19 protein-coding genes are annotated in these 25,457 nt (G+C 69.4%); 5 read left to right on the top strand and 14 right to left on the bottom strand.

All coding sequences use genetic code 11. The features are described 5' to 3' along the window. Positions 1 to 86 precede the first annotated feature (86 nt). The gene (pdxH, locus tag EBL84_RS07065) at positions 87 to 728 is read right to left on the bottom strand and encodes a pyridoxamine 5'-phosphate oxidase (protein ID WP_123140164.1); all 642 of its coding nucleotides are present in this window, start codon (positions 726 to 728) and stop codon (positions 87 to 89) included. 290 nt (positions 729 to 1,018) lie between these two features. On the opposite strand from pdxH, the gene aceA reads away from it, so the two are divergent. From aceA to EBL84_RS07045, 4 genes are all read left to right on the top strand, one after another. Continuing rightward, entirely contained in the window at positions 1,019 to 2,323 is a 1,305-nt protein-coding gene (gene aceA / locus EBL84_RS07060) for an isocitrate lyase (RefSeq protein WP_123140180.1), read from the top strand. Between the two features lie 80 nt (positions 2,324 to 2,403). Continuing rightward, positions 2,404 to 2,889: a ribonuclease E activity regulator RraA gene (gene rraA / locus EBL84_RS07055; protein WP_123140163.1), complete on the top strand. Its 486-nt coding sequence runs from the start codon at positions 2,404 to 2,406 to the stop codon at positions 2,887 to 2,889. A 9-nt stretch (positions 2,890 to 2,898) separates the two neighbouring features. Further along, the gene (gene aceK / locus EBL84_RS07050; protein ID WP_123140162.1) at positions 2,899 to 4,659 is read left to right on the top strand and encodes a bifunctional isocitrate dehydrogenase kinase/phosphatase; all 1,761 of its coding nucleotides are present in this window, start codon (positions 2,899 to 2,901) and stop codon (positions 4,657 to 4,659) included. A 61-nt stretch (positions 4,660 to 4,720) separates the two neighbouring features. Continuing rightward, entirely contained in the window at positions 4,721 to 5,734 is a 1,014-nt protein-coding gene (locus tag EBL84_RS07045; protein ID WP_123140161.1) for a thioredoxin fold domain-containing protein, read from the top strand. Between the two features lie 30 nt (positions 5,735 to 5,764). On the opposite strand, the gene serB is transcribed toward EBL84_RS07045, so the two are convergent. From serB to rlmH, 12 genes are all read right to left on the bottom strand, one after another. Then, positions 5,765 to 6,994 (bottom strand): phosphoserine phosphatase SerB, encoded by a 1,230-nt coding sequence (serB, locus tag EBL84_RS07040; RefSeq protein WP_123140160.1) that lies wholly within the window; start codon positions 6,992 to 6,994, stop codon positions 5,765 to 5,767. Positions 6,995 to 7,174: 180 nt separating this feature from the next. Then, a complete protein-coding gene (locus EBL84_RS07035; RefSeq protein ID WP_123140159.1) occupies positions 7,175 to 8,404 on the bottom strand; it encodes a cyclopropane-fatty-acyl-phospholipid synthase family protein in 1,230 nt (409 codons plus the stop codon). Next, positions 8,404 to 9,171, bottom strand: a complete 768-nt coding sequence (locus EBL84_RS07030) for a DUF1365 domain-containing protein (protein WP_123140158.1) — start codon at positions 9,169 to 9,171, stop codon at positions 8,404 to 8,406. The genes EBL84_RS07035 and EBL84_RS07030 overlap by 1 nt, the downstream gene beginning before the upstream one ends. Then, the gene (locus EBL84_RS07025; RefSeq protein WP_123140157.1) at positions 9,168 to 10,502 is read right to left on the bottom strand and encodes an NAD(P)/FAD-dependent oxidoreductase; all 1,335 of its coding nucleotides are present in this window, start codon (positions 10,500 to 10,502) and stop codon (positions 9,168 to 9,170) included. The genes EBL84_RS07030 and EBL84_RS07025 overlap by 4 nt, the downstream gene beginning before the upstream one ends. A 161-nt stretch (positions 10,503 to 10,663) precedes the next feature. Next, on the bottom strand, positions 10,664 to 10,936 hold the full coding sequence (locus EBL84_RS07020) for a hypothetical protein (RefSeq protein WP_123140156.1): 273 nt from the start codon (positions 10,934 to 10,936) through the stop codon (positions 10,664 to 10,666). Then, positions 10,933 to 12,282 (bottom strand): metalloprotease PmbA, encoded by a 1,350-nt coding sequence (pmbA, locus tag EBL84_RS07015; RefSeq protein WP_123140155.1) that lies wholly within the window; start codon positions 12,280 to 12,282, stop codon positions 10,933 to 10,935. The genes EBL84_RS07020 and pmbA overlap by 4 nt, the downstream gene beginning before the upstream one ends. Positions 12,283 to 12,353: 71 nt before the next feature. Then, a complete protein-coding gene (gene tldD / locus EBL84_RS07010; RefSeq protein ID WP_123140154.1) occupies positions 12,354 to 13,796 on the bottom strand; it encodes a metalloprotease TldD in 1,443 nt (480 codons plus the stop codon). Positions 13,797 to 14,017: 221 nt separating this feature from the next. Then, on the bottom strand, positions 14,018 to 14,848 hold the full coding sequence (locus EBL84_RS07005; protein WP_062275306.1) for a carbon-nitrogen hydrolase family protein: 831 nt from the start codon (positions 14,846 to 14,848) through the stop codon (positions 14,018 to 14,020). A 148-nt stretch (positions 14,849 to 14,996) separates the two neighbouring features. After that, positions 14,997 to 18,848, bottom strand: coding sequence for a YhdP family protein (locus tag EBL84_RS07000; RefSeq protein WP_123140153.1), 3,852 nt, complete (start codon positions 18,846 to 18,848; stop codon positions 14,997 to 14,999). A gap of 93 nt (positions 18,849 to 18,941) precedes the next feature. Beyond that, positions 18,942 to 20,396: a ribonuclease G gene (gene rng / locus EBL84_RS06995; protein WP_123140152.1), complete on the bottom strand. Its 1,455-nt coding sequence runs from the start codon at positions 20,394 to 20,396 to the stop codon at positions 18,942 to 18,944. 136 nt (positions 20,397 to 20,532) lie between these two features. Further along, positions 20,533 to 21,147 (bottom strand): nucleoside triphosphate pyrophosphatase, encoded by a 615-nt coding sequence (locus EBL84_RS06990; RefSeq protein WP_123140151.1) that lies wholly within the window; start codon positions 21,145 to 21,147, stop codon positions 20,533 to 20,535. A gap of 1 nt (position 21,148) precedes the next feature. Then, on the bottom strand, positions 21,149 to 21,622 hold the full coding sequence (gene rlmH, locus EBL84_RS06985; protein ID WP_123140150.1) for a 23S rRNA (pseudouridine(1915)-N(3))-methyltransferase RlmH: 474 nt from the start codon (positions 21,620 to 21,622) through the stop codon (positions 21,149 to 21,151). A 425-nt stretch (positions 21,623 to 22,047) separates the two neighbouring features. Between rlmH and EBL84_RS06980 the strand changes: the two genes are divergently transcribed. Then, complete coding sequence (locus EBL84_RS06980) at positions 22,048 to 24,309, top strand: NADP-dependent malic enzyme (RefSeq protein WP_123140149.1); 2,262 nt, start codon at positions 22,048 to 22,050, stop codon at positions 24,307 to 24,309. A gap of 493 nt (positions 24,310 to 24,802) precedes the next feature. Here the strand turns inward: EBL84_RS06980 and EBL84_RS06975 are convergent, their stop codons facing one another. Further along, a complete protein-coding gene (locus tag EBL84_RS06975; RefSeq protein WP_123140148.1) occupies positions 24,803 to 25,351 on the bottom strand; it encodes a hypothetical protein in 549 nt (182 codons plus the stop codon). Positions 25,352 to 25,457 lie beyond the last annotated feature (106 nt).

Here is a 25,457-nt window from a genome sequence, read left to right as displayed (position 1 = left end):
TTTGTGGTTCAAACCAGCAGCCGTCAGCGGAAAACTGCCCTCCCCCACTGGCGGCTGAAAGCTGATGGCTGGCGGCTGAGCCCCCCCTAGGGCGCCAGCCGCTCGATGTCCCAGCCCGAGGCCGCACGGCGGTAGAGGAAGCGGTCGTGGAGGCGGCAGTCACGGCCCTGCCAGAACTCGATGCTGTCGGGGACGACGCGGTAGCCGCCCCAGAACTCGGGCAGCGGGATCTTGCCGTCGCGAAAACGCTGGCGCATCTCCTCGACCTTGGCCTCGAGCATCGCCCGCGAGCGGATCACCTGGCTCTGCGGCGAGGCCCAGGCGCCGATCTGGCTACCGCGCGCCCGCGAGGTGAAATAGCGGAAGGACTCGGCCGCCGAGATCCGCTCGGCACGCCCCGAGATCCCCACCTGACGCGCCAGCGCCACCCAGGGGAACAGCAGATAGACCCGCGGATTGGTCTCGATCTGGTGCGACTTGCGACTGGCGTAGTTGGTGAAGAAGACGAATCCACGCTCGTCGTAGAGCTTCATCAACACGGTGCGCGAGGAGGGTTGTCCCTCGGCATCGACGGTGGAGACGGTCATCGCGTTGGGCTCGGGGATGCCGCTGCCGACCGCCACCTGGTACCACTGCTCGAACTGGGAGAAGGGATCGGCGGCGAGCGACTCGCGCGCCAGCCCCTCCGCCATGCCCTGCGCGCGGATCTCTTCGGGGCTCGCCGTCATGCCGCCACCCCGGCAAGCTGGAGACCGAGCAGGGCACGCCCGGTCGGACGCGAGGGGAAAATCAGAGGATGTCTTCTCATTGATAATTATCAAAACTAATGGACAGAATTAGGATAATTGACTCGCCAAATGATTGGAACCCGGGGTAGTTTCATCCCTCCAAGACCTACCAAGACGGTCAATCATCCGCCGATTCGCTTCCACGGGCTACCGTGAACGGATGCCACGGGGCCTGGAAGACGACACAGATCGCGCGAACCGACACGATCAAGAAGGAGTACCCCATGCCGATGACCCGCCAAGACCAGATCAAGGCCCTGGAACAGGATTGGGCAGAGAACCCCCGCTGGACCGATGTCACCCGCGCCTACTCGGCGGCCGACGTCGTGAGACTGCGCGGTTCGGTGCAACCCGAGCACACCTATGCCCGACGCGGCGCCGAACGACTCTGGGGGCTGATCCACGGCGACGCCAAGAAGGGTTACGTCAACTGCATGGGCGCGATCACCGCCGGTCAGGCGATGCAGCAGGCCAAGGCCGGGATCGAGGCGATCTATCTCTCCGGCTGGCAGGTCGCCGCCGACGGCAACACCTCCGAAACCATGTACCCCGACCAGTCGCTCTATGCCTATGACTCGGTCCCCACCATGGTGCGTCGCATCAACAACGCCTTCAAGCGCGCCGACGAGATCCAGTGGGCCAAGGAGATCGAACCCGGCGACCCGGCCCACGTCGACTACTTCCTGCCGATCGTGGCCGATGCCGAGGCCGGCTTCGGCGGCGTGCTCAACGCCTTCGAGCTGATGAAGAACATGATCGCCGCCGGCGCCTCCGGGGTGCACTTCGAGGACCAGCTCGCCGCGGTGAAGAAGTGCGGCCACATGGGCGGCAAGGTGCTGGTGCCGACCAGCGAGGCGGTGCAGAAGCTCGTCGCCGCGCGACTCGCCGCCGACGTCATGGGCGTGCCCACGCTGCTGCTGGCGCGTACCGATGCCGAGGCGGCCAACCTGCTCACCAGCGACGTCGACGACAACGATCGTCCCTTCGTCACCGGCGAGCGCACCAACGAGGGCTTCTACCGGGTCAAGAACGGACTCGAGCAGGCGATCAGCCGCGGCCTGGCCTACGCCCCCTATGCCGATCTGGTGTGGTGCGAGACCGGCACCCCGGACCTCGGCTTCGCCCGCGAGTTCGCCCAGGCGGTGCTCGAGAAGAACCCCAACAAGCTGCTCGCCTACAACTGCTCGCCCTCGTTCAACTGGAAGAAGAACCTCGACGATGCCACCATCGCCAAGTTCCAGGACGAGCTGGCGGCGATGGGCTACAAGTACCAGTTCATCACCCTGGCGGGCATCCACAACATGTGGTTCAACATGTTCGACCTCGCCTACGACTACGCCCGTGGCGAGGGCATGCGCCACTATGTCGAGAAGGTGCAGGAGCCGGAGTTCGCCGCGCGCGACAAGGGCTACACCTTCGTCTCGCACCAGCAGGAGGTCGGCGCCGGCTACTTCGACGACGTCACCACCACCATCCAGGGCGGCGTCTCCTCGGTCACCGCACTGACCGGCTCGACCGAGGAGGAGCAGTTCTAACAACGCCCTCCCCCGCGCCGGGGCCATCACGCCCCGGCGCCCGCCCCGCACCGCCCCAGCCGTACCAGGAGACCCCGCGCATGGACTTCAAGACCGCCGATCTCTACGACCAGGAGGGCGACGCCCTGCAGGTCTGCGACCCGGTGTTCCAGGACTTCGGCGGCCGCTCGCGCTTCAGTGGCGAGGCGGTCACCATCAAGTGCTTCGAGGACAACTCGCTGGTCAAGTCGACCCTGGCCGAACCCGGCGAGGGTCGGGTGCTGGTGGTCGATGCCGGCGGCTCGCTGCGCTGCGCCATGCTCGGCGACCTGATCGCCGCGCGTGCCGTCGAGCAGGGCTGGGCCGGGGTGGTGATCCACGGCTGCGTGCGCGACCGGGTCGAGCTGGCAGCCATGGCGATCGGCATCAAGGCGCTGGCCAGCACCCCGCGCAAGAGCCATCGTCGCGGCGAGGGCCAGCGCGACATCCCGATCAACATCGCCGGGGCGCGCGTCAACCCGGGCGATCAGGTCTATTGCGACGAGGACGGCGTGGTGATCGCCGAGCGGTCGCTCACCGACGGCTGAGGACGCATCATGGCCTGGACCGAGGCGAAGCTGATCGCCGAGGCCATCCTCGATGGTTTCGAGCGTCATTACCGACTGTTCCGCGCCTGTACCGGCGAGGCCCGGACGCGCTTCGAGCGCGCCGACTGGCCGGCCGTCCAGGCCGCCGCCCGCGCGCGCATCAGCTACTACGACACCCGGGTCGGCGAGACCGTGGCGCTGCTGCGCCGCGAGTTCCATCTGCGTGACCCGAGCGACGCGTTGTGGCAGCGGGTCAAGGTCGAGTATCTACGGCTGCTGCCGCTGCACCGCCAACCCGAGCTGGCCGAGACCTTCTACAACTCGGTGTTCTGTCGCCTGTTCGATCGACGCTACTACGACAACCGCTATATCTTCGTCTGGCCGATGATCTCGACCGAGCACCTCGAGGCCGAGGTGCCGATCTACCGCCCCTACTACCCCACCCGCGACGGCTTCGCCCGGGTGCTCGCCCGCATCCTCACCGACGCCGGCTTCGAGCGACCCTTCCGCGCCCCGCGCCACGACCTGCGCTGTCTGCTGCGCGCGCTGCGCGAGCGCCTGCCCGCAGCACAGACCCGGCAGCAGAACTTCCAGCTCGCGGTGCTGCGCAGCCCCTTCTTCCGCAACAAGGCCGCCTATCTCATCGGCAAGGCGATCAACGGCGCCGACCAGATCCCCTTTGCCATCCCCGTCCTCAACGACGAGCAGCGCGGGCTCTATGTCGACACCCTGCTGGTCGGCGAGGACGAGCTGTCGGACATCTTCAGCTTCTCGCGCGCCTATTTCATGGTCGACACCGAGGTGCCGGCGGCGGTCGTCGAGTTCCTCCGCCCGCTGCTGCCGCGCAAGGGCAAGGCCGAGCTCTATACCGCGATCGGGCTGCAGAAGTTCGGCAAGGCCGAGTTCTATCGCGACTTCCTCAAACACCTGCGTCACTCCGCCGACGAGTTCGTCATCGCCCCGGGGATCCGCGGCATGGTGATGTGCGTCTTCACCCTGCCCTCCTTCCCCTTCGTGTTCAAGGTGATCAAGGACCGCTTCCCGCCGCAGAAGGAGATGAGCCGCGAGGCGGTGAAGGAGAAGTACCAGCTGGTCAAGCTCCACGACCGCGTCGGGCGCATGGCCGACTCCTGGGAGTACTCGCACGTCGCCTTCCCCGCCGCGCGCTTCTCCCCGGCGTTGCGCGCGCTGCTTGAGGAGGAGTGCGCAGGCAGCCTCGAGCACGACGGCGAGCACCTGATCATCAAGCACCTCTATATCGAGCGGCGCATGGCCCCGCTCAACCTCTATCTGCAGGAGGCCGACGCCGAGGACGCGCGGCATGCGGTGGCCGAGTACGGCGACGCCATCCGCCAGCTCGCCGCCGCCGACATCTTCCCCGGCGACTTCCTGTTCAAGAACTTCGGCGTCACCCGGCGTGGGCGGGTGGTGTTCTACGACTACGACGAGCTCTGCTATCTCACCGAGTGCAACTTCCGCAAGATCCCCGAGGCGCCCTACCCCGAGCTGGAGCTGGCCGACGAGCCCTGGTACAGCATCGCCCCGGCCGACGTCTTCCCCGAGGAGTTCGAGACCTTCCTGCTCACCGACCCGCGCACCCGGGCGCTGTTTCGTGAACTCCACGCCGAGCTGCTCGACCCGGACTGGTGGCGCGAGCGCCAGACCCATATCCGCCGCGGCCGGCTCGAGGACGTCTTCCCCTACCCCGAGGCGCGGCGCTTCCCCGGCCCGCCAGCCCCACGCAGCGTCGGGGCACAGACCATCGGCTAGACTGCGGACAGGCCGCGCCACCCCCGGCGCGCCCCAGACCGGTCCGCCCGGGGAGGCCATCATGCCCATCCGCCCGCGCCTCGTCCTGCTCGCGCTCGCGCTGCTGCTGACAGCCGCCGGCGATATCCTCAGCGCCCCAGCGCAACACCCACCCTGGTTCAAGCAGTCCTTCCTCGATCTCGCCGAGGACGTCGCCGAGGCCACCGCCGCAGACCGCCGGCTGATGCTCTACTTCTACCAGGACGGCTGCCCCTACTGCGCCCTGCTGCTGCGGGTGAACCTCGCCGATCCCGAGATCGCACGACTGGCACAGGAGCGCTTCGAGGTCATCGCGCTCAACATCTGGGGCGATCGCGAGGTGGTCGGGCTCGACGGCCAGACCACCACCGAGAAGGGGCTGGCCGCAGCCCTCGGCGTCCAGTTCACCCCGACACTGCTGTTGCTCGACGAGGCCGGCGCCGTGGTGCTGCGGATCAACGGCTACCAGCCACCGGCGCGTCTCGCCGCCGCGCTGGCCTATGTCGCCGAGCGGCGCGAGCAGTTCGGCGAGCGCTTCGTCGACTTCCACGCCAGGCGCGGCGGTCCGCCGGCAAGCGGCGAGCTGCACCACGAGACCGGCTTTCTCGAACCGCCGCTGCGCCTGGCCGACAATCGCGACCGCTCGCCACGCCCGTTGGTGGTGCTGTTCGAACAACGCACCTGTCGCGGCTGCGACCGTCTCCACGACGATCTGCTGCGCCGCCCGGCGCTGGGCGCCGCGCTCAGCGCCTTCGACGTGGCGCTCGTCGATATCGACGCCGAGACCCCGCTGCAGACCCCGGACGGTGCCGCCCGCGCCGCGCGCGACTGGGCCGAGGCGCTCGGTATCCTCTACACCCCGACCCTGGTGTTCTTCGACGCGGCCGGGCGCGAGGTCTTCCGCGCCGAGGGCGAGCTGCGCGCCTTTCACCTGCACGGCGCGCTCGACTATGTCGCCACCGGCGCCTATCGCTGGCAGCCGAGCTTCCAGCGCTATCTGGCGGCGCGGCGCGAGCGCATCGAGGCGCTGGGGGTCGAGGTCGAGCTGATGGAATGAGCGCCGGGGTCGATCCCGGCACGGCGCGGATCAGATGCGATCGAGCGCGGCGAGGTCGCGATCGCGCATCCCCAGCAGATAGAGGATGCCGTCGAGCCCGACGGTGGCGATCGAGTGACGCGCCTGCCGGGTGACGATCGGCTTGGCGTGGAAGGCGATGCCGAGCCCGGCGATCGAGAGCATCGGCAGGTCGTTGGCACCGTCGCCGACGGCGATCACCTGTTCGAGACGGATGCCCTCGCGCGCGGCCAGCTCGCGCAGCAGCTCGGCCTTGCGCGCGCCATCGACGATCTCGCCGGCGACCTCCCCGGTGAGCCTGCCGTCGCGGAACTCGAGCTGGTTGGCATAGACGTAGTCGATGCCGAAGCGTCGCTGCAGATGCTCGGCGAAATAGGTGAAGCCGCCGGAGAGGATGGCGATCTTGTAACCGAGCCGCTTGAGCATGGCGATCAGCCGGTCGGCGCCTTCGGTGATCGGCAGCCGCTCGGCGATCCCCACCAGCACCGACTCGTCGAGCCCCTCGAGCAGCGCCATGCGGCGGCGGAAGCTCTCCTGGAAGTCGAGCTCGCCGCGCATCGCCGCCTCGGTGATCGCCGCCACCTCGGCACCGACCCCGGCGGCCGCGGCCAGCTCGTCGATCACCTCAGTCTGGATCAGGGTCGAGTCCATGTCGAAGCAGACCAGCCGCCGGGTGCGGCGAAAGACGGTGTCCTCCTGGACCGCGACGTCGACATCCATCACCTGGCTGAGCCCGAGCAGCGCGCCGTGCAGTGCGGTGAGATCATCGACCGCGCCGCGCACCGAGAACTCCACCGAGGCGAGCGCGTGCGGCGCCGGCGCGGTGCGCCGCGAGATGCGACCGCTGAGCCGGTTGATGCGATCGACGTTGAGTCCGCGCTCGGCGATCAGCGCCGAGACCCGGGCGATGTGCTCGGCGCCGATCTCGCGCCCGAGCAGGGTGAGGATATGACGCGGCTGGCCCTGCTCGCGCACCCAGCGCTCGTAGTTGTCGCCGTCGATCGGGGTGAAGCGGATGTCGAGCCCCATGCCGTGGGCGGTGAACAGCAGGTCGCGAAAGACGCCGCTGTCGCGATCGGCCGCCGGCAGCTCGACGAGCATGCCCAGCGCCAGGGCGTCGTGGATGGTCGACTGGCCGATGTCGAGTACCGGGATGTGATAGCGGGCCAGGGTCTCGGTGAGTGCGGCGATGATGCCGGGACGGTCCTCACCGGCCACGTTGATCAGTACGATTTGGCTCATGAAGGTCTGTATTGGGTCACGAGGATTCGGATTCGGGTCGATGCGGTCTCGTCCGTCCTGGACGGTCGGTCAGGGTCAGACCGCATCCGCCGGGCGTCCCTGAACCGGCGGCGCGGGCCCGGATGCGTGGCCCGCGGCTGATCGATGGGGGGTACTTTAACGCAGATCGTCGCGTCCGACTCAGGTCCGCCGCGGCACCTCGAGCAGGGTCTGCACCAGATCGACGCAACCGGCGCGAAACCCCGCCTCGCAATAGGCCAGATAGTAGTCCCACATGCGCCGGAAGGCGGCATCGTAGCCGAGCGCCGCGACCTCGGCGTCGACGGCATGGAAACGCGCGCGCCAGCGCCGCAGGGTCTCGGCATAGTCGTCGCCGCACCAGCGGGTGTCGCGGATACGCAGCCCGGCGCGCGCGGCCTCCTCGGTCATGCGCCGCGGCGAGGGCAACATGCCACCGGGGAAGATGTAGAGCTGCACGAAGTCGGGGGTACGGCGATAGAGCGGGAAATCGTCCTCGTGGATGGTGATCACCTGCAGCGCGATCCGCCCGCCCGGGCGCACCAGCCGTCGCAGGGTATCGTAATAGGTCGACCAGTAGGCCTCGCCGACGGCCTCCATCATCTCGATCGAGATGGCGTGATCGAAACTGCCGCGCACCTCGCGATAGTCGGCGAGACGGAACTCCACCAGGTCGGCGAGCCCGGCCGCGGCCAGTCGGGTTCGGGCATAGTCGAGCTGGGCGCGCGACAGGGTGATACTGGTCACCCGCAGCCCGCGCTGCGCCGCGGCCTCGGCCAGACCGCCCCAGCCGCTGCCGATCTCGAGCAGATGCTCGCCGGGACGGGCGTCGATGGCGTCGAGCAGGCGCTCGTACTTGCGCGCCTGGGCCTGCTCCAACGACTCATCGCCCGCCTCCGGCGCGAACAGCGCCGAGGAATAGGTCATGCCGTGGTCGAGCCAGAGACGATAGAAGTCGTTGCCGAGATCGTAGTGACGGGCGATGTTGCGCCGACTGTTGCGGCGATGGTTGCGCCGGCGCAGATGGGTGAGACGATTGAGCCAACGCCCCCAGCGCATCCCCTGTGGACCGCCGCCGAGGTGCTCGAGATTGTCGTAGAGCACCCCGAGCAGCGCCGGGAGATCGGGCGAGGACCAGTGCCCGGCGATATAGGACTCGGCGAAGCCGATCTCGCCGCGCACGACCACCCGGGTGGCGAAACGCCAGGGATGGTGGATCGCCAGCTCACCGGCCCCGCCACAGAAGCGCCCGCGATAGAGTCGGGCACCGTCGGCGCCCATGCGCACCAGCACCTGACCGAACAGCAGATCGCGGAAGAAACGCTCGAACAGGCGCCAGGCGCCCCTGGTATCGACCGGTTGCGGCCCGGACAACGGCTCTTCGACGGACATCAGGACACCTCTTCGCGGGGCGGCTCAGGCTTGGCGTGATAACGCCCGCCACGGAGCCAGATCTTCAGCGCCTGCCAGTGGATCATCAGCATCACCTTCAGGGTCATCAGCGGATAGCTCAACGCGGCGCGCAACAGGTTGGCATCGTCGCAGGGCAGCAGCCGGGCGCTGTGAACGGCCGCCAACATCAACCGTTCCTCCTGGAACTCGCGGATGACGACGCTGTGCTGCTGCCCGTCACGCGCGAACCTGAACTGATAGTCGGCAGCCATGCCGATGAAGGGCGAGACATGGAAGTCCTTGGCATGGCGGGCGCGGATCGGCCAGCGCAGCGGCATCCCGCCCTCGTGGAGCAGATAGCTGTGGCTCTCGCCGAAGGTATTGTGGACCTCGCAGAGCACCGCCAACGGGCGTTCCTCCTGATCGAAACAGGTCCAGATGGTCAACGGGTTGAAGCCATAGCCGAGCAGACGGGGAAAGCACTGCAACTCGACCCGCGCCACCGCGACCTCGAGTCCCTGCCCGCGCAGCCGCGCCAGCAGCCAGGGCTTGAGCGGCGAGCCATCGCGCGGGCCGTGATCGCGGTCGTGGAAGGCGAGCAGGTTGAAGCGATTGTGTGAGAACCAGCGTGACCCGGCGGCCAACTCATCGAGACGATCGAGATCGAGCAGCAGGCTGAACACCCGGTAAGTGAAGCGGTAGCGCACCGGGAACAGCCGCCGGTGCATCACCTCGCCGAACAGCAGTCTCGCCGCCGGCGCGGTCATGATACGACCGGCGGCAGTTCGCCGCCGCGCGCACCGCGACCGACCGGGGCGGTGCGCGCGGGCGCCCAGGACGGGGTCGCGCCGAACGCCTCGGCCACCTCCAGCGCTGCACGCAGTCCGTCCTCATGGAAACCGTAGCCGAGATAGGCGCCGCTGAACCACAACCGGTCGCGGCCCTGGATCTCGCCGATGCGCTGCTGCGCCTCCATCGCCCGGGCATCGAACAGCGGGTGATCGTAGTCGAGTTCGGCGAGCACATGTTGCCGGGCCGGCGCCCGATGCGGGTTGAGGCTGACGAAGACATCACGCTCGGGCGGCAGCGCCTGCAGGCTGTTCATCCAATAGGTGATGGTCACCGGCAGGCTGGCCGGATCGCCGCGATGACGCAGATAGTTCCACGACGACCACACCCGGCGGCGGCGTGGCATCAGCGTCCGATCGGTATGCAGATAGACCTTGTTGGCCTGATAGCGGAAGCTGCCGAGCAGTTCGCGCTCGCGCGCGCTCGGCGACTCGATCAGCGACAGCGCCTGATCGGCGTGACAGCCGAACACCACCGCATCGAAGCCGAGCCGCTCCCCGCCGGCGGTCTCGACCTCGACCCCGCCCTCGACCCGCCGCACTCGGCGCACCGGGGTCGAGGTACGCACCTCGCCGCGCATCCGTTCGAGGATACGGGCGACATAGGCGCGACTGCCGTCGCGCACCGTCTCCCACTCGGGCCGGTCGATCAGATCGAGCAATCCATGGTTGGAGAAGAAGCGGGCGAAGGCGAGGAAGGGGAAGTCGAGCATGTCGGCGGTCGGACAGGACCAGATCGCGGCGGCCATCGGCAGCAGATAGTCCTCGGCGAAACGCCGCGAGTAACGCCCGCGCTCGAGAAACCCACCCAGGGTCAGGGTGGTGCCGGGATTGGAGTTGATGAAGGCCTTGGCGGCGGTGTTGAAACGCAGGATCTCGCCGAGCATCCGCCAGAATCCCGGACGCACCAGATTGGCGCGCTGGCCGAACAGGGAGTTGAGGCCGGAGCCTGCATACTCGATCGCGCCATCATCGAGACTGGCGGCGAAGGACATGCTGGTGGGATAGCTCTCGACCCCGAGCTGCTCGAACATCGCACACAGCAGCGGATAGTTGCGGCGGTTGAACACCATGAACCCGGTATCGACCGGGAAGCGCCCGGCGACCCCCTCGACCTCCAGGGTATGGGTATGGCCGCCGACATAGTCGTTGCGCTCGAGCAGGATCACCCGATAGCGCGCATCCAGCATCCAGGCGGCACCGAGTCCACCGATCCCGCCGCCGATCACTCCGATGGTTTCCACTGGCATCGTCTGATCCCGAATCGCTTCGGCCCCCTCCGTCCGTGATACGTGCGCCAACGCGCCCCTCCCGGGAACATCGAGCCCCATCGCGAGGGATCAAGTCATCGACACACGCAGATTTCCCGCCATCATGCCGTGGTTGCAACGCCGAGACGACGAGCGGCACATCAACCGCGTACCACGGCCTCGATCTGCGCACGCAGCTGGCGCCACTCCGAGGTGGCGACGCCGCCCGTCGCCAGCGTCTCCATCAAACCATAGGCGATCGACCGATGCGCCGGCTCCAGGTCGGCGAGCTTGTCGAGCCGGAACAGAGAGCCCGAGCGCGGCTGCTCGAGGGTGCACACCAGGGCATAGAGGGTGAGCGCCGAGGCCGAGCCCGGCGCCGCCGCGATCGCCGCCAAGGCCTGCTCCAGCGGTTGCGCCCCGGCGGCGGTCATTCGCCGGCGACCGTCATCCGCTCGATCAGCCAGGAGCCGGTGCGGGTGCTGCCGGGGAAGTCGCAGTCATCACCGACGGCCACCAGGTTGGCGAACATCTCGCGCAGGTTGCCGGCGATGGTCACCTCCTCGACCGGATACTGGATCTCGCCGTTCTCCACCCAGAACCCGGCGGCACCGCGCGAATAGTCGCCAGTGACCATGTTGAGCCCGTGCCCCATCAGCTCGGTGACCATCAGCCCGGTGCCCATCTCGCGCAACAGCGCAGCGCGATCGAGCGGTCCCGAGTCGATGGTGAGGTTACGCACCCCGCCGGCATTCGCGGTGCTCGGCATCCCCAACCGACAGCCGGAATAGGTATCGAGCACATAGGTCTGCAGCACCCCGTCGCGCACCAGGTCCTTGGCCCGGGTCGCCACCCCGTCGCCGTCGAAGGGTGCGCTGGCCAGCCCCCGCGGCAGCAGCGGCTGCTCGTGGATGCGCACGAACTCGGGGAAGATCTGCTCATCGAGGCTGTCGAGCAGGAAGCTCGCGCGCCGATAGAGGCTGCCGCCGCTGATCGCCCCGATCAGCCCGCGCAACAGTCCGGTGGCGACCTCGGCGCGGAACAGCACCGGCACCTTGCGCGTGCCCAGACGACGCCCGTTGAGCCGGGCCACGGTGCGTGCGGCGGCGCGCGCGCCGATGCGCGCGGCGGCATCGAGATCCTCGGGGGCACGCGCCGAACTCCACCAGTAGTCGCGCTGCATCGACTCGCCCTCCTGGGCGATCACCGCGCAGTTGAGCCCGTGTCGGGTGCTCGGATAGCCCCCGATGAAGCCGTGACTGTTGCCATAGACACGCAGTCCGAAATGGGTCGAGAGGCTCGCCCCCTCGGAGTTGACGATGCGTGGGTCATGACCGCGCGCGGCCTCCTCGCACTCGACGGCGAGGGCCACGGCGGCGTCGACCCCGATCGGCCAGGGGTGACAGAGATCGAGGTCGGGCACCTCGCGCGCCATCAGCTCGGGCGCGGCAAGATGGGCGCAGCTGTCCTCCTGGATGTACTCGGCGATGGCGCAGGCGGCGCGCACCGCGTCGCGCACCGCCGCCGGCGACAGGTCGGTGGTGCTGGCCGAGCCGCGGCGGTGACCGAAATAGACGGTGACGCCGAGCCCGTTGTCGCGGATGTGCTCGACCGTCTCGACCTCGCCCAGCCGCACCGCGACCTCGAGTCCGGTGCTGCTGCCGACCGAGGCCTCGGCCGCACTCGCGCCCTGGCGCTCGGCCTCGCGCAGCAGCTCCTCGACGCTCTCCTGCAGCCGCGCCAGACGCTCGGCGGTATCCTCTGTGGCACTGATGGACATGCGGTTTCCTTCAGACTGGATTGAATTCGACACGCGTCGCGACCCAGGATCAAGACCGGGTCGCGACGGACTCAGGCGCTGGTGCCGCCGACGGTGAGCGCATCGATGCGCAGGGTCGGCTGCCCGACCCCGACCGGCACGCTCTGTCCGTCCTTGCCACAGGTCCCGACACCCTCGTCGAGCTTGAGGTCGTTGCCGATCATGCTCACCCGGGTCATCACCTCTGGGCCGTTGCCGATCAGGGTCGCGCCCTTGACCGGCCGACCGATCCGACCGTTCTCGATCAGATAGGCCTCGCTGGCGCTGAACACGAACTTGCCCGAGGTGATGTCGACCTGGCCGCCGCCGAAGTTGGCGGCATAGAGCCCCTTGTCGACCGAGGCGATGATCTCGCCCGGATCACGATCCCCGGCAAGCATATAGGTGTTGGTCATGCGCGGCATCGGCAGATGGGCGTAGGACTCGCGCCGCCCGTTACCGGTGGGCGCCACGCCCATCAACCGGGCATTGAGCTTGTCCTGCATGTAGCCGCGCAGGATGCCGTCCTCGATCAGCACCGTCTCCTGGGTCGGGGTGCCCTCGTCGTCGATCGCCAACGAGCCGCGCCGTCTCGGCAGGGTGCCGTTGTCGACCACCGTCACCCCGGGCGCGGCCACCCGCTCGCCGAGCCGCCCGGCGAAGGCTGAGGTGCCCTTGCGGTTGAAGTCGCCCTCGAGCCCGTGACCGACGGCCTCGTGCAACAACACCCCGGGCCAGCCGGGACCGAGCACCACCGGCATGGTGCCGGCCGGGGCCTCCTCGGCCTCGAGGCTGGTGAGGGCGAGACGCACCGCCTCGCGGGCGAAGCCGAGCGCCCGCTCCTCGGCGAGGAAGAAGCCGAGATCGGTGCGCGCACCGCCGCCGCTCGAGCCCTGCTCGCGACGCCCGTCGGCCTCGACGATCACGCTCACGTTCATCCGCACCAGCGGGCGCACGTCGGCAGCCAGCGAGCCGTCATCGGCAAGCACCAGCACCACATCGTGCGCCGCCACCAGGCTGGCGGTCACCTCGCGCACCCGTGGGTCGGCGGCGCGCGCCTCGGCGTCGACGCGACGCAGCAGCGCGATCTTGTCGGCGTTCTCGAGACTGTCGATGGGGTTGATCGGCGGGTACAGGGCAGCGGCCGGCGCCTTGGCTCCGACCGCGACGCTGTGCCCCCGACCGCCGCGGGCGATCGTCCGCGCCGCCTCGGCGGCCTGCGCCAGGGCCGGGAACTGCAACTCGTCGGAGTAGGCGAACCCGGTCTTCTCGCCGCAGATCACCCGCAGCCCGGCGCCCTGCTCGATGTTGAAGTTACCGTCCTTGATGAGACCGTCCTCGATCACCCAGGACTGCAGGCGGCTGGACTGGAAATAGATGTCGGCGGCGTCGACCGAGGCACCGGCGAGCAGCCCGAGCAGACGGTCGAGATCACCGTCGGAGAGACCGACCGGCGCGAGGATGCTGTCGCGCGCGAGCGCTAGTGAATCGTTCATCGGATCTAGAGGACTCCTGGGGAGCATCTCCCCGACCGTGACCGGCCGAGGGGTGAACTGGCGGGCCCGAAATGGACGTGGGACGAGGCAGCTTCAGCGCAGTGCCGTGCAACCGGTCCCCGCCCCCCTCGGCACGAGCAGGGACTGCTGGGACCCGGGGGGGATGCCCCCCCCGGAGCGGGTCCGCCGGCGGCGGGACCCTTTGCGATCTAGCTGAGGCTTCAGCCGTGACATTTCAAACGGCGGTGCTCGATGGTCGGGAAATTGCGACGCACCGACTCGAGGAACTCCTCGTCGACCGGGCAGCAGATGCTGCCGGCCCCGCGCGGCACCTGCGCCAGCACCGAGCCCCAGGGGTCGACGATCATGGTATGACCATGGGTCTCGCGCCCATTGATGTGGAAACCACCCTGGGCGGCGGCGACCACATAGACCAGGTTCTCGATGGCGCGCGCGCGCACCAGGGTCTCCCAGTGTGCCTTGCCGGTGATCGCGGTGAAGGCCGAGGGCACCACCAGGATCTCCACCCCGCGATCGAGCATCTTGCGGAACATCTCCGGGAAGCGCAGATCGTAGCACACCGCCACGCCGAGCCGTCCCAGCGGGCTGTCGATCACCACCACCTCGTCACCGGCCTCGATCGCGGCCGACTCGTGATAGCGCTCGTCGACCTCGGGCAGACTGACATCGAACAGATGGATCTTGTCGTAACGCGCCACCCGCTGGCCCTGGTCGTCATAGACCATGCACGCAGCGCGAACCTTGGACGAGTCCTCGGCCACCATCGGGATGGTGCCACCGACCAGCCACACGCCGTACTGCTTGGCCACCCGCGCGAGGAAGGCCTGCAGCGGCCCCTCGCCGTCCTCCTCGCGGAGGGTGAGTTGGTCCTGGTCGCGCTTGCCCATGAAGGCGAAGTTCTCGGGCAACACCACCAGCTGCGCGCCGCCCTCGGCCGCCTCCTTGATCAACCGCTCGGCCTCGAACAGGTTCGCGCTCACGTTGGGGCCGGTCGCCATCTGCACCGCCCCGACCTTGGGTTTCGCATTCATCGTCTGCACCGCCTCGCCGGTCCGGTCGGCCCGCGACCTCGCCGATCTCCGCCTTTGCGTCCGAGCAGCCACCCGCCGATGGCGGCGACTGCGTACCTATCGGAAAGATACCATCCCCCCGGTCGAGCCGAAACCGCCGACCGCGCGCTCACTCGAGAAACAGGTTCACCGGCTCGTCGCGACTCGGCGTCTCGTCCTCGGCGACGGACTGCACCAGCTGCGGATCCCAGCCCAGCGGCGTCACCCGCGGCTCGCCCCAGGGACCGCTGACCCGGTACTGATAGCGCCCCAATCGGTCGATGGCGTTCCCCGCCACCCGGTCGACCAGATAGACCGCGGCGCCGACCACGGGACCGCCGGCCACGGCGCTGGCCAGGGCGACGCTGGAGCCGAGCTTGGGCTCGAGCACCACGGTCTGATCGAAGCGCCGCTCGACCAGATCGGTCAGCCCGCCGATGATCAGCCGGCTCGAGGGACCGACAACCTCGAAGCGATCGCTGCCGGCCTGACCATCGGCGAGCAGCAGTCGTCCCTGCATCCGCTCGAAGGCGAAGCCCTGGGCATAGAGATCGCTGAAGTCGAGCGCCAGACGGCGGCTGATCGCGCCCAGGTTGAGGAAGCCGAGCACGCGTCCCACCCCGGGCTCGAGTTCGAGCAGGCGCCCGGCGCCGATGTCGACGTCGATCCAGCCGTGGGTACGCGCCAACGCGTAGTCACCCGGCGCGCCCGGCCAGTCGAGTTCGGCATGGGCGTCGACCGGTGCGCCCTCGAGCACGCTGCGATAGCCGAGCCGGCGCAACAACTCACCGAGATCGCCCGACTCCAGCGCCAGGGTGACCCGGCTGTGACCGCCGCCGGGGCCGTCGCGCCAGTTCGCCGAGCCGCTCAGCGCGAGCCGCTCGCCATCGCTCAGACGCAGCCGGGGGATGCCGATGCCGGCGGCGCTCGGCCGCAGCTCCAGGGCCAGCCGACCGAGCCCCTCACCGCCCCAGCGCAGATCGCTGACGGCGAGATCGAGCGCCGGCCAGTCGCCCGGCGCGCGCGCCGCGCTCCCGGCGCCACCACCGCTGGCGAGCAGGGCGTCGAGTTCGAGCCGATCGAGATCGAGCCGCAGCGGCGCGTCGGGCGCGCCCGGCGCAGTGGGCAGCACCACCTGCCCGGCCAGCTCGCGGCTGTCGAATCCCAGGCGCCAGCCGCGCGCCTCGGGCGCCAGCGCAAGCGCAAGCGTGGCACGATGCAGCCGCAACGCGCCGAGACGCGCCTCCTCGGCGGCGACCTCGACCCCGACGAGCGGCGTGGCACCCGCGCCGCCACCCGGGCGCCGACGCGCCCAGGTCGACCAGGCATCGAGATCGAGCCGCTTCACCCGGCCGTCGATGAACAGCCCGTCGCGCCCCGGCCGGGGCGCGGCGCCGTCGAGACGCAGATGGCCGCGCTCGAGCCGCGCCGGCGCCAGCCCCAGGGCGAGATTGACGCCGAGCGAGCCGACCCGACCGGCGACGGCGAGGCGCTGGTCGGGCACCAGGGTGCCGGCGAGGTCGAGCCGCCGCCGACCCTCGGCGCGCTTGCCGAGCGGCGCCGGCAGCGCCAGCGCCAGCCCCTCGAGGCCGCTCTCCAACCGCCAGTCGAGCCGGGGGGCGGAGGCGCCCAGCTCGGCGTGGGCCAGCCCGAGCATCAGGCGCCAGTCGAGTTCGCCGCCGAGGCTCGACCACAGCGGCGCGGGCAACTGCGCGGCCAGGGTCTCGACCGGGGTGCGCGAGGCGGCCTCGAGCACCACCCGCTCGGGCTCGGTGCGCAGCGCCAGTTGCAGCGGCCGCCCCCAGAGTCGGGCGGTCATCGACTCGGTCGCGACCCCCTGGGTGTCGAAGGAGAGTGCGCCATCGAGATCGGCCAGTCGCAGCGGGGTCTCGATCAGGCGCAGCGCGGCATCGTCCTCGGGCCAGGTCAGGCGCCCGCTGAGCGCCAGCGGCTGCTCGCGCTTGAGCGGCAACCCGATATCGAGCGCCAGGTGCGAGTCACCGCTCGCCTCGAGCCGCGCGGCCAGGGCGCCGAGGCGCGTGCGCAACGGGCTCTCGCGCAACACCCGCACGCCGTCGGCGAAGGGGCCATCGGCCTCGGCATGGATCTCCAGCACCCGGCTGTCGCGCAGATCGGGGAGCCGCGCCCAGCCGGCGCTGACGTCGCTGTCGAGGACGCGCGCCCGGTCGAGACGCACGCTCATGCCCTGGTTGAGAAAGCGCAGCTCGCCGCTGGCCCCCTCCAACGGGGGATAGCCGGGGAGATAGTCGAGCCGGGTGTCGGCATAGTCGAGACGCAACTCGAAGCGCCCCTCCTGAGCACGGAAGGGGTAGGCGGCCAGCGGGCCGCGAAACAGCACCTCGGCCTCGGGCACCCGACCGGCGACGATGGCGCGCTCCAGCCAGGCGACCAGACGCGGGTGCATCTGTCCGACCGGGAGATAGCTGCGGGTCTGGGCGGCGTCGCCGTCGTGGAAACGCGCGCGCAGATCGAGCAGCGGGCTGGCGCCGTCGCCGGGCAGGTGGAGGCTGAAGCGCGCGTCACCGGCGAGATCGGCGGTGGCCAGTTCGAGCGACTCGGCCGCCAGCTGCCAGCCGTCATCGGCATGGTGCCAGCGCAGCGTGCCGTCGAGTCGGGAGAACGCCAGCGGCCGATCGAACAGCGGCGCCAGATCGAGCGCGAAACGACGCGGCGCAAGCGCCAGCCGCCCGCCGTCCTGGTCGACGCTGAGCGTCCCGTCGAGCCCGCTGAGACCGGGCCAGTGTCCGTGACGATCGAGACCGATCCCGACGAGCCGGGCGTCGAGACGCCAGCGCGGCGGCGCATCGACCGGCAGCGCCACCTCCAGGGCGCAGGCATCGAGCCGGCCACGCGGGGCGCTGGCCAGGAGCCCGGCGAGCGCGTCCGGCAAGGGGCGCGGACTGGCACGCAGCAGGGTGCCGAGCGCGGCGAGATCGAGGGTGCGGGACTCGGCGACGAGCGCGCGCGCTCGCCCTCTGGGGTCGAGATCGAGCGCGAGGTCGCCGATCGCCACCGCGCCGCCCGCGGCCCCGACAAGATCGAGGTCGGCCAACCGTAGCCGCCAGCCGTGGCGATCCGGACGCAGCTGCGCCAGCGTCCGCACCCGACGCAACACCGGCTCGCCCGCGGCGCTGGCCAGCCCGTCGAGGGCCAGCGCCAGACTGGCGCCGGCCAGCCGGCCGGGCACCAGCTCGGCCCACAGCTCGACCTCGCCGCCGGCGACCCGGGGCAGCGCCTGCCCCGCCCATTGCGTCGGCAGCGCCTCCAGCCGCGAGGCCGCCACCCGCGCCGCGACGTGCCCCCACCAGCGCGCCGGTTCGCGCAGTGGTCCGTGCAACCGGGCGCGTGCCTCGATGCGCCCGGCGAGCGCCGGCACGGCGGCGGCGAGCGCCACCCGGCGACCATGCCAGCCGTTGTCCAGGGTCAGCGTCAGCCCGTCGAGACGCAGCGGAGCGGACAGCTGCGGATCGTGATAGTCGAGATCGATGTCGGTGAGCGTCACCCGTCCTCGCTCGAGCAATCGCACCAGCCCCTCGGGGTCGCCGCCGCCGAGTCCGTCGAGTGCGGGCAGGGACAGCCGCCCGGCGCCATCGCGCACCAAGCTCAACTGGCCACCGGCGAGCCCCAGTCCGGCGAGCCGGGGGGCGCCGGCGCGCAGCGAAGCGAGTGGCGCGAGCTCGATCGCCAGGGTGTCGAGTCGCAGCGGCGCCGCTGCACCCGGGGTGCGCAGCACCAGGCCATCGAGCGCCAGATAGGGACGCAGCCCGACCAGTCCGGCACGCAGCCGCTCGGCCTCCAGCTCGACGCCGAGCGCGGCAGCGACCGAGCGCAGCAACGGCTGGCGATAGTGATCGATCAGCGAGAGCCCGACGCGAACGCCGGTGAGCGCGAGTGCGCACACCACCAGCACGACGAGCATGGACCTGGACAGGGGCGCGTAGAGACGACGGATCGAGGACATGGGCAGTGCTTCGCGGCTGGCGTGAACGGGTGGCGGAGCGCCGCGACCGGGGACCGGTCCGCGAGACCCGGTCGAACGCCCCGGGGCGTTCGGTCAGATCAGCACCACGTCATATTGTTCCTGAGTATAGAGCGCCTCGGCCTGGAGCCGGATCGGTCGACCGATGAACTCCTCGAGTTCGGCCAGGTGTGCCGACTCCTCGTCGAGCAGTCGATCGACCACCTCCTGGGAGGCGAGCACCAGCAGGCTCTCGACGTCGAACTGACGCGACTCGCGCATGATCTCGCGGAAGATCTCGTAGCAGGTGGTCTCGGCGGTCTTGATCGAGCCGCGACCGCCACAGCAGGGACAGGGCTCGCAGAGCACGTGCTCGAGCGACTCGCGGGTACGCTTGCGGGTCATCTCCACCAGCCCGAGCGAGGAGACCTCGGTGATATGGGTCTTGGCGTGATCGCGCGCCAGACACTTCTCGAGGGCACGCAGCACTTGGCGCTTGTGCTCATCCTCGGTCATGTCGATGAAGTCGATGATGATGATGCCGCCGAGGTTGCGCAGGCGCAACTGCCGACAGATCGCCTGCGCCGCCTCGAGATTGGTCTTGAAGATGGTCTCCTCGAGGTTGCGATGACCGACGAAGGCGCCGGTGTTGACGTCGATGGTGGTCATCGCCTCGGTCTGATCGATCACCAGGTGACCGCCGGACTTGAGGCTGACCTTGCGATGCAGCGCCTTGCGGATCTCGTCCTCGACCCCGTAGAGATCGAACAGCGGACGCTCGCCCTGGTAGAGGTCGATACGATCCTTGATCTCGGGGATGTACTTGGCGGCGAAGGGGATCGCCTTGTCGACCATGGCGCGCGAATCGATGCGCACGCGCTCGACGTCCGGGGTGACCAGATCGCGCAGCGCGCGCAGCGCCAACGGCAGGTCCTCGTGGATCAGGCCGTCGCCGGAGGCGTTGGCGCAGCGCTCCTTGACCCCGCGCCAGAGCCGATCGAGGAAGCCCATGTCGCGCACCAGCAGGTGCTCGTCGACGCCTTCGGCGGCGGTGCGGGCGATGAACCCGCCCTGCCCGTCGTGATCGTCGACGAAGGCCTGGAGGATATCGCGCAGGCGCCGCCGCTCGTCCTCGTCGTCGATCTTCTGCGACACACCGATGCCGCCGAGGGCGGGCATGCACACCAGATAGCGCGAGGCGACCGAGATGTTGGTGGTCAGCCGCGCACCCTTGGTGCCGAGCGGGTCCTTGACCACCTGGACGACGATCGGGTCGCCCTCGACCACCAGGTCCTGGATGTGCTCGCTGAGCGGCTCACCATGGGGACCGATGATGTCGGATGCGTGCAGGAAGGCGGCGCGCTCCAGACCGATCTCGACGAAGGCCGCCTGCATCCCCGGCAGCACCCGACAGACCCGGCCCTTGTAGACATTGCCCACCAGACCGCAACGTTCGGCGCGTTCGATGATGATCTCCTGCACCACGCCGTTCTCGACCACGGCGACACGAGTCTCGGGTGGCGTGACATTGATCAGGATCTCTTCGCTCACGGGAGGTTCTCACTTATGGATTTGGATATGGAGATGGGGGCGCGCGCGCCTGGCGGCACGCGCGCGAAAACCATGAGCCGGCGGTCGCGCCGCGACCGGCGGCGCGATCGGTTCACTGCGTGAACCCGTGGACGAATCAGTCCTGACCGGGGGGCGAGGCGCCGAGCACCGGGATCCCGGCCTCGGCCAGCAGCGTCGCGGTCTCGAACAGCGGCAGCCCCATCACCCCCGAGTAACTGCCCGCGATCGCGGCGACGAACACCGCGCCGAGCCCCTGGATGGCATAGCCGCCGGCCTTGTCGCGAGGCTCGCCGGTCGCCCAGTAGCGCGCGGCCTCTGCGGGCGCGACCTGGCGGAAGCGGACCCGGGTCTCGCTGAGACGCAGCGACTCGCCGGCGGCGCCGACCAGGGCCACCGCGGTGAGCACCCGATGCTCGCGCCCGGAGAGCAGCTCCATCATCTCCAGCGCGTCGGCGCGATCGCGCGGCTTGCCGAGGATGCAGGCGTCGACCACCACCGCGGTGTCGGCGGCGAGCACCAGGGCATCGGCGCGCGCGGCGACCTGCGTCCAGCCGGCCCGACCCTTGTCGCCGGTGACCCGGCGCACATAGTCGCCGGGGGCCTCGCCGGGACGGACGGTCTCGTCGACCTCGGCATCGAGGCGCGTGAAACGCACGCCGATCTGCTCGAGCAGCTCGGCGCGTCGTGGCGAGCGCGAGGCGAGATGGAGGCGCGGCGCGGCGGCGTCCATCTCAGTCGCCACGATGGTAGGGGTGGCCGTGCATCAGCGACCAGGCGCGATAGAGCTGCTCGGCCAGGATCACCCGGACCAGTGGATGGGGAAAGGTGAGGCGCGAGAGCGACCAGGACTGCTCGGCGCGGGCCAGACAGCGCTGATCGAGCCCATCCGGACCACCGACCAGCAGGGCGCGATCGCGACCGTCGGCGAGCCAACCCTCGAGCGCCTGGGCGAGACGCTCGGTGCTCCAGGACTGGCCACCGCCGTCGAGCGCGATCACCGCCGCGCCCTTGGGCACTGCCTTGAGGATACGCTCGGCCTCCTCGGCCTTGTAGCGCGCCACGCTGCCGTTCTTGACCCGGCGTGCCGGCTCGATCTCCTGGAGCTGCAGGGCACACTCCGGGGGCAGGCGCTTGGCGTACTCGGCATAGCCCTGCTCGACCCAGCCGGGCATGCGACGTCCCACGCTGATCAGCTGAATCCGCATCCGCTCCCTACCCGTCTCGCGCCCATCGTCTCTCCTCGGATCCCGTCCATTCGCCAGGGTCGCCATCGGCCCCGCCCCGGGGCCGCGCCCCACATCGCAACCGACGATGATAGCCGTGAGCCACCCCCGACCGCCAACCGCGCTGATGCCGACTCGCTGCCCACCCACTCTAACGGGTATACTGGTGTGTCGCAGCAAGCGTGATCGGGCGTACGCACGGGCAAGACGCCCGCTGCGCCGCGATCGATGCGCGCCACCCCAATCCATGCGTCCGGCACCGCGTCCCCCGCCCTCGAGCCCACCACGATACCGGCCTGCGGCGCGCCGAGCGCGCGCATTCGCTGTGTCACGCCATGAGCAGCGGGGATCGACCCCGCCACGAGAGAGACTGCGGCGCGACCGCAAACCATCATTCGGAGACCCCGATGTCGGAAGAATTCGACCAGAGCGCACTCGAGTACCATCGTTACCCCAAGCCCGGCAAGCTGGAGATCAAGGCCACCAAGCCGCTGGCCAACCAGCGTGACCTGGCGCTGGCCTACTCGCCCGGCGTGGCCGCGGCCTGTCGCGAGATCACCAAGGACGCGCTGGCCGCCTCCGAGGTCACCGCACGCGGCAACCTGGTAGCGGTGATCAGCAACGGCACCGCGGTGCTCGGGCTCGGTGCCATCGGCGGTCTGGCCTCCAAGCCGGTGATGGAAGGCAAGGCGGTGCTGTTCAAGCAGTTCGCCGACATCGACGTGTTCGACATCGAGGTCGACGAGCGTGATCCCGAGGCCTTCATCGAGACCGTCGCCCGCCTCGAGCCGACCTTCGGCGGCATCAACCTCGAAGACATCAAGGCCCCGGACTGCTTCATCATCGAGAAGGCGCTCAAGGAGCGCATGGGCATCCCGGTCTTCCACGACGATCAGCACGGCACCGCGATCGTGGTCTGCGCGGCCATCCTCAACGGCCTGCGGGTGGTCGGCAAGGACATCAGCAAGGTGCGTCTGGTCACCGCCGGCGCCGGCGCCGCGGCACTGGCCTGTGTCGACCTGCTGGTGACCCTTGGCCTGCCCAAGGAGAACATCACCCTCACCGACATCGCCGGGGTGGTCCACGAGGGCCGCACCGAGGAGATGGACCCCTACAAGGGTCGTTACGCCCAGGCCACCGAGCAGCGTACCCTGGCCGAGGCGATCGAGGGCGCCGACATCTTCCTCGGGCTCTCGGCCGCCGGCGTGCTCAAGCCCGAGTGGCTGGGCAAGATGGCCGGGTCGCCGATCATCATGGCGCTGGCCAACCCGGTCCCCGAGATCATGCCCGATCTGGCTCGCGAGGCGCGTCCGGATGCGATCATCGCCACCGGTCGCTCGGACTACCCCAACCAGGTCAACAACGTCCTCTGCTTCCCCTTCATCTTCCGCGGCGCACTCGACTGCGGCGCCAGCGAGATCAACGAGGCGATGAAGGCCGCCTGCGTGCGCGCCATCGCCGACCTGGCCATGGCCGAACCCTCCGACATCGTGCGCGCGGCCTACGGCGGCCATCAGCTGAGCTTCGGCCCCGAGTACCTGATCCCCAAGCCGTTCGACCCGCGGCTGATGGAGCACCTCGCACCGGCGGTGGCGCGCGCGGCGATGGAGAGCGGCGTGGCCACCCGGCCGATCGCCGATCTCGAGGCCTATCGTCGCGACCTGCACGCGCGCTCGCACCGCACCGGCATCGCCATGAAGCCGGTGTTCGACCAGGCGCGCATCGCCCCCAAGCGGGTGGTCTTCGCCGAGGGCGAGGAGGATCGGGTGCTGCAGGCCGCGCAGCAGGCAGTGGCCGAGGGCATCGCCCGACCGCTGCTGATCGGTCGCCCCGAGGTGATCGGCGCGCGCATCGAGGCCCTCGGCCTGAGCATGCGTCCCGAGCAGGACTTCGAGGTGGTGGTGCCCTGCGAGAACCCGAACTTCGAGAACCACTGGCAGGCGGTCTACGAGCGGGTGCAGCGACGCGGCTATGCCCCCGACGAGACCCGCGAGTACATCCGCAACGACCCCACGGTGCTGGCCGCGGCCATGGTCCGCTGTGGTGACGCCGACGCCATGATCTGCGGCGTGGTCGGGCGCTATGCCCGTCACCTGCGTCATGTCGAGGAGGTCATCGGCACCGCCGCGGGCGTCACCCACCTCACCGCGATGAACGCCGTGGTGCTGGAGAAGGGGCCGCTGTTCATCGCCGACACCTATGTCCAGGCCGACCCCGACGCCGAGCAGCTCGCCGAGATCACCCGACTGTGCGCGGCCGAGGTCGAGCGCTTCGGCCTCACCCCCAAGGTCGCGCTGCTGTCGCACTCGAACTTCGGCAGCCACAACTCGCCCTCGGCGCAGAAGATGCACAACGCGCTGCAGCTGCTGCGCGAGCAGGCCCCCGAACTCGAGGTCGAGGGCGAGATGCACGCCAACCTCGCCCTCGATCCCGAGGGCCGGCTGGCGCGCTTCCCCAACTCGCGTCTGACCGGTGCGGCCAACCTGCTGATCATGCCCAACCAGGACGCCGCCAACATCGCCTTCAACCTGCTGCGGATGCGTGACGAGGGCGCCTCGCTCGGTCCGATCCTGCTCGGTTCGGCGCACGTCGCCCACATCGCCACCCCCAGCACCACGGTGCGCGGGCTGCTCAACATGACCGCGCTGGCCGCCGTGCAGGCCGGCTGACCCGCCACGCTGCCGACAGAAGCTGTCAGCTGACAGCTTCTGTCAGTCCCGCCCGCTCGCCGCGACAGCGTCGCGGCATCTCCTCGCGTCCCCCGCGAAACAAAAAATCAAAACAAAACAAATAGATAAAAACAGATCACGCGTCTACGAGAAGCGTGGCATGCCTCATGCATTTACTAAGCGCAGGCAAGGCCCCGAAGGACGCACAGATCGGCGCCAGACGCCTGAAACAAAGAGAAGCCGGCCCCATCGGCTCGTGAGGTCGCACAGACCACCAGACACGGGACGGGGCGCGGCGCCGGGCAGTCCACGGCGTCGCGCCCACAGGGTCAGCCGGGCAGGATCAAACGTCGGCGCGCTCACTCCCCCCGGGCCCCGACGCCCCTGACCGTGCAGCGAAAGGAACTGAGCATCCCCGGGGAACGCGGCACTCCTCCTCGCGTCTCCCCAAGGTTGGCCATCGTGATCCGTGGCGGCGGATCCGATGGCCCTTTTATTTCCTCTCCGTCTCGTCCATGCCGACCTCGAGCTGACGACGCTGCCAGAGCAGGGTCAGCACGATGGCCACCACCACGGCGACCACGGCGACCGCCACCGCGGCATCGTCGAGGAAGGCGATCGCCACCGCGCTCAACATCAACACCACCCCCACCCCGGCCATGCGCAGATGCCCGTAGATACCGGCGAGCAGCGCCGAGAAGCCGAGCAACAGCACCATCATCAGCCCCATCACCGCGTTGTCGAACACCGACTGGAGCTGCGGCAGATAGAGCAGTCGCACCAGTACGAACAGCGCCGCCCAGTGCGCCAGGGTACGCACCACGAAGGCGGTACGCGCACCCGAATCGGACTCGAAACCGTCCCAGCCGACCCAGAGCGCAAGCGCACCGAACAGCGGGATCAGCACCTGCCAGTAGAGCAGCGCGGTCCCCGGGACCAGATTGGTCAGCCCAACCCCGATGATGACCGCGACATAGAGCACGACATAGGGCCACTCGGCCAGTAACAGACGACGCAGACTGCCTGCAGCGGGACTCGACACGATGCCACCTCCTGTCAGCATGAATGGTGTCCGGCCCCGGGGCCGGACGCGACTGCTGCCCCAAGGGTAGTACCTCTGAGCACGACCTGCAGGGGCGGCGCGGGCT

The sequence above is a fragment of the Marichromatium sp. AB31 genome (genome assembly GCF_003718685.1).
GTDB classification, from domain to species: domain Bacteria; phylum Pseudomonadota; class Gammaproteobacteria; order Chromatiales; family Chromatiaceae; genus Marichromatium; species Marichromatium gracile.
Note: the sequence above shows the minus strand (reverse complement) of the source record. Positions and strands in the feature narration are given on the sequence as shown.

What these genes read in the sequence shown, in the direction of transcription:
- pdxH (WP_123140164.1), bottom strand. Translation starts at nt 728, where the DNA reads ATGACGGCGAGCCCCGAAGAGATCCGCGCGCAGGGCATGGCGGAGGGG.
- aceA (WP_123140180.1), top strand. Translation starts at nt 1,019, where the DNA reads ATGACCCGCCAAGACCAGATCAAGGCCCTGGAACAGGATTGGGCAGAG.
- rraA (WP_123140163.1), top strand. Translation starts at nt 2,404, where the DNA reads ATGGACTTCAAGACCGCCGATCTCTACGACCAGGAGGGCGACGCCCTG.
- aceK (WP_123140162.1), top strand. Translation starts at nt 2,899, where the DNA reads ATGGCCTGGACCGAGGCGAAGCTGATCGCCGAGGCCATCCTCGATGGT.
- EBL84_RS07045 (WP_123140161.1), top strand. Translation starts at nt 4,721, where the DNA reads ATGCCCATCCGCCCGCGCCTCGTCCTGCTCGCGCTCGCGCTGCTGCTG.
- serB (WP_123140160.1), bottom strand. Translation starts at nt 6,994, where the DNA reads ATGAGCCAAATCGTACTGATCAACGTGGCCGGTGAGGACCGTCCCGGC.
- EBL84_RS07035 (WP_123140159.1), bottom strand. Translation starts at nt 8,404, where the DNA reads ATGTCCGTCGAAGAGCCGTTGTCCGGGCCGCAACCGGTCGATACCAGG.
- EBL84_RS07030 (WP_123140158.1), bottom strand. Translation starts at nt 9,171, where the DNA reads ATGACCGCGCCGGCGGCGAGACTGCTGTTCGGCGAGGTGATGCACCGG.
- EBL84_RS07025 (WP_123140157.1), bottom strand. Translation starts at nt 10,502, where the DNA reads ATGCCAGTGGAAACCATCGGAGTGATCGGCGGCGGGATCGGTGGACTC.
- EBL84_RS07020 (WP_123140156.1), bottom strand. Translation starts at nt 10,936, where the DNA reads ATGACCGCCGCCGGGGCGCAACCGCTGGAGCAGGCCTTGGCGGCGATC.
- pmbA (WP_123140155.1), bottom strand. Translation starts at nt 12,282, where the DNA reads ATGTCCATCAGTGCCACAGAGGATACCGCCGAGCGTCTGGCGCGGCTG.
- tldD (WP_123140154.1), bottom strand. Translation starts at nt 13,796, where the DNA reads ATGAACGATTCACTAGCGCTCGCGCGCGACAGCATCCTCGCGCCGGTC.
- EBL84_RS07005 (WP_062275306.1), bottom strand. Translation starts at nt 14,848, where the DNA reads ATGAATGCGAAACCCAAGGTCGGGGCGGTGCAGATGGCGACCGGCCCC.
- EBL84_RS07000 (WP_123140153.1), bottom strand. Translation starts at nt 18,848, where the DNA reads ATGTCCTCGATCCGTCGTCTCTACGCGCCCCTGTCCAGGTCCATGCTC.
- EBL84_RS06990 (WP_123140151.1), bottom strand. Translation starts at nt 21,147, where the DNA reads ATGGACGCCGCCGCGCCGCGCCTCCATCTCGCCTCGCGCTCGCCACGA.
- rlmH (WP_123140150.1), bottom strand. Translation starts at nt 21,622, where the DNA reads ATGCGGATTCAGCTGATCAGCGTGGGACGTCGCATGCCCGGCTGGGTC.
- EBL84_RS06980 (WP_123140149.1), top strand. Translation starts at nt 22,048, where the DNA reads ATGTCGGAAGAATTCGACCAGAGCGCACTCGAGTACCATCGTTACCCC.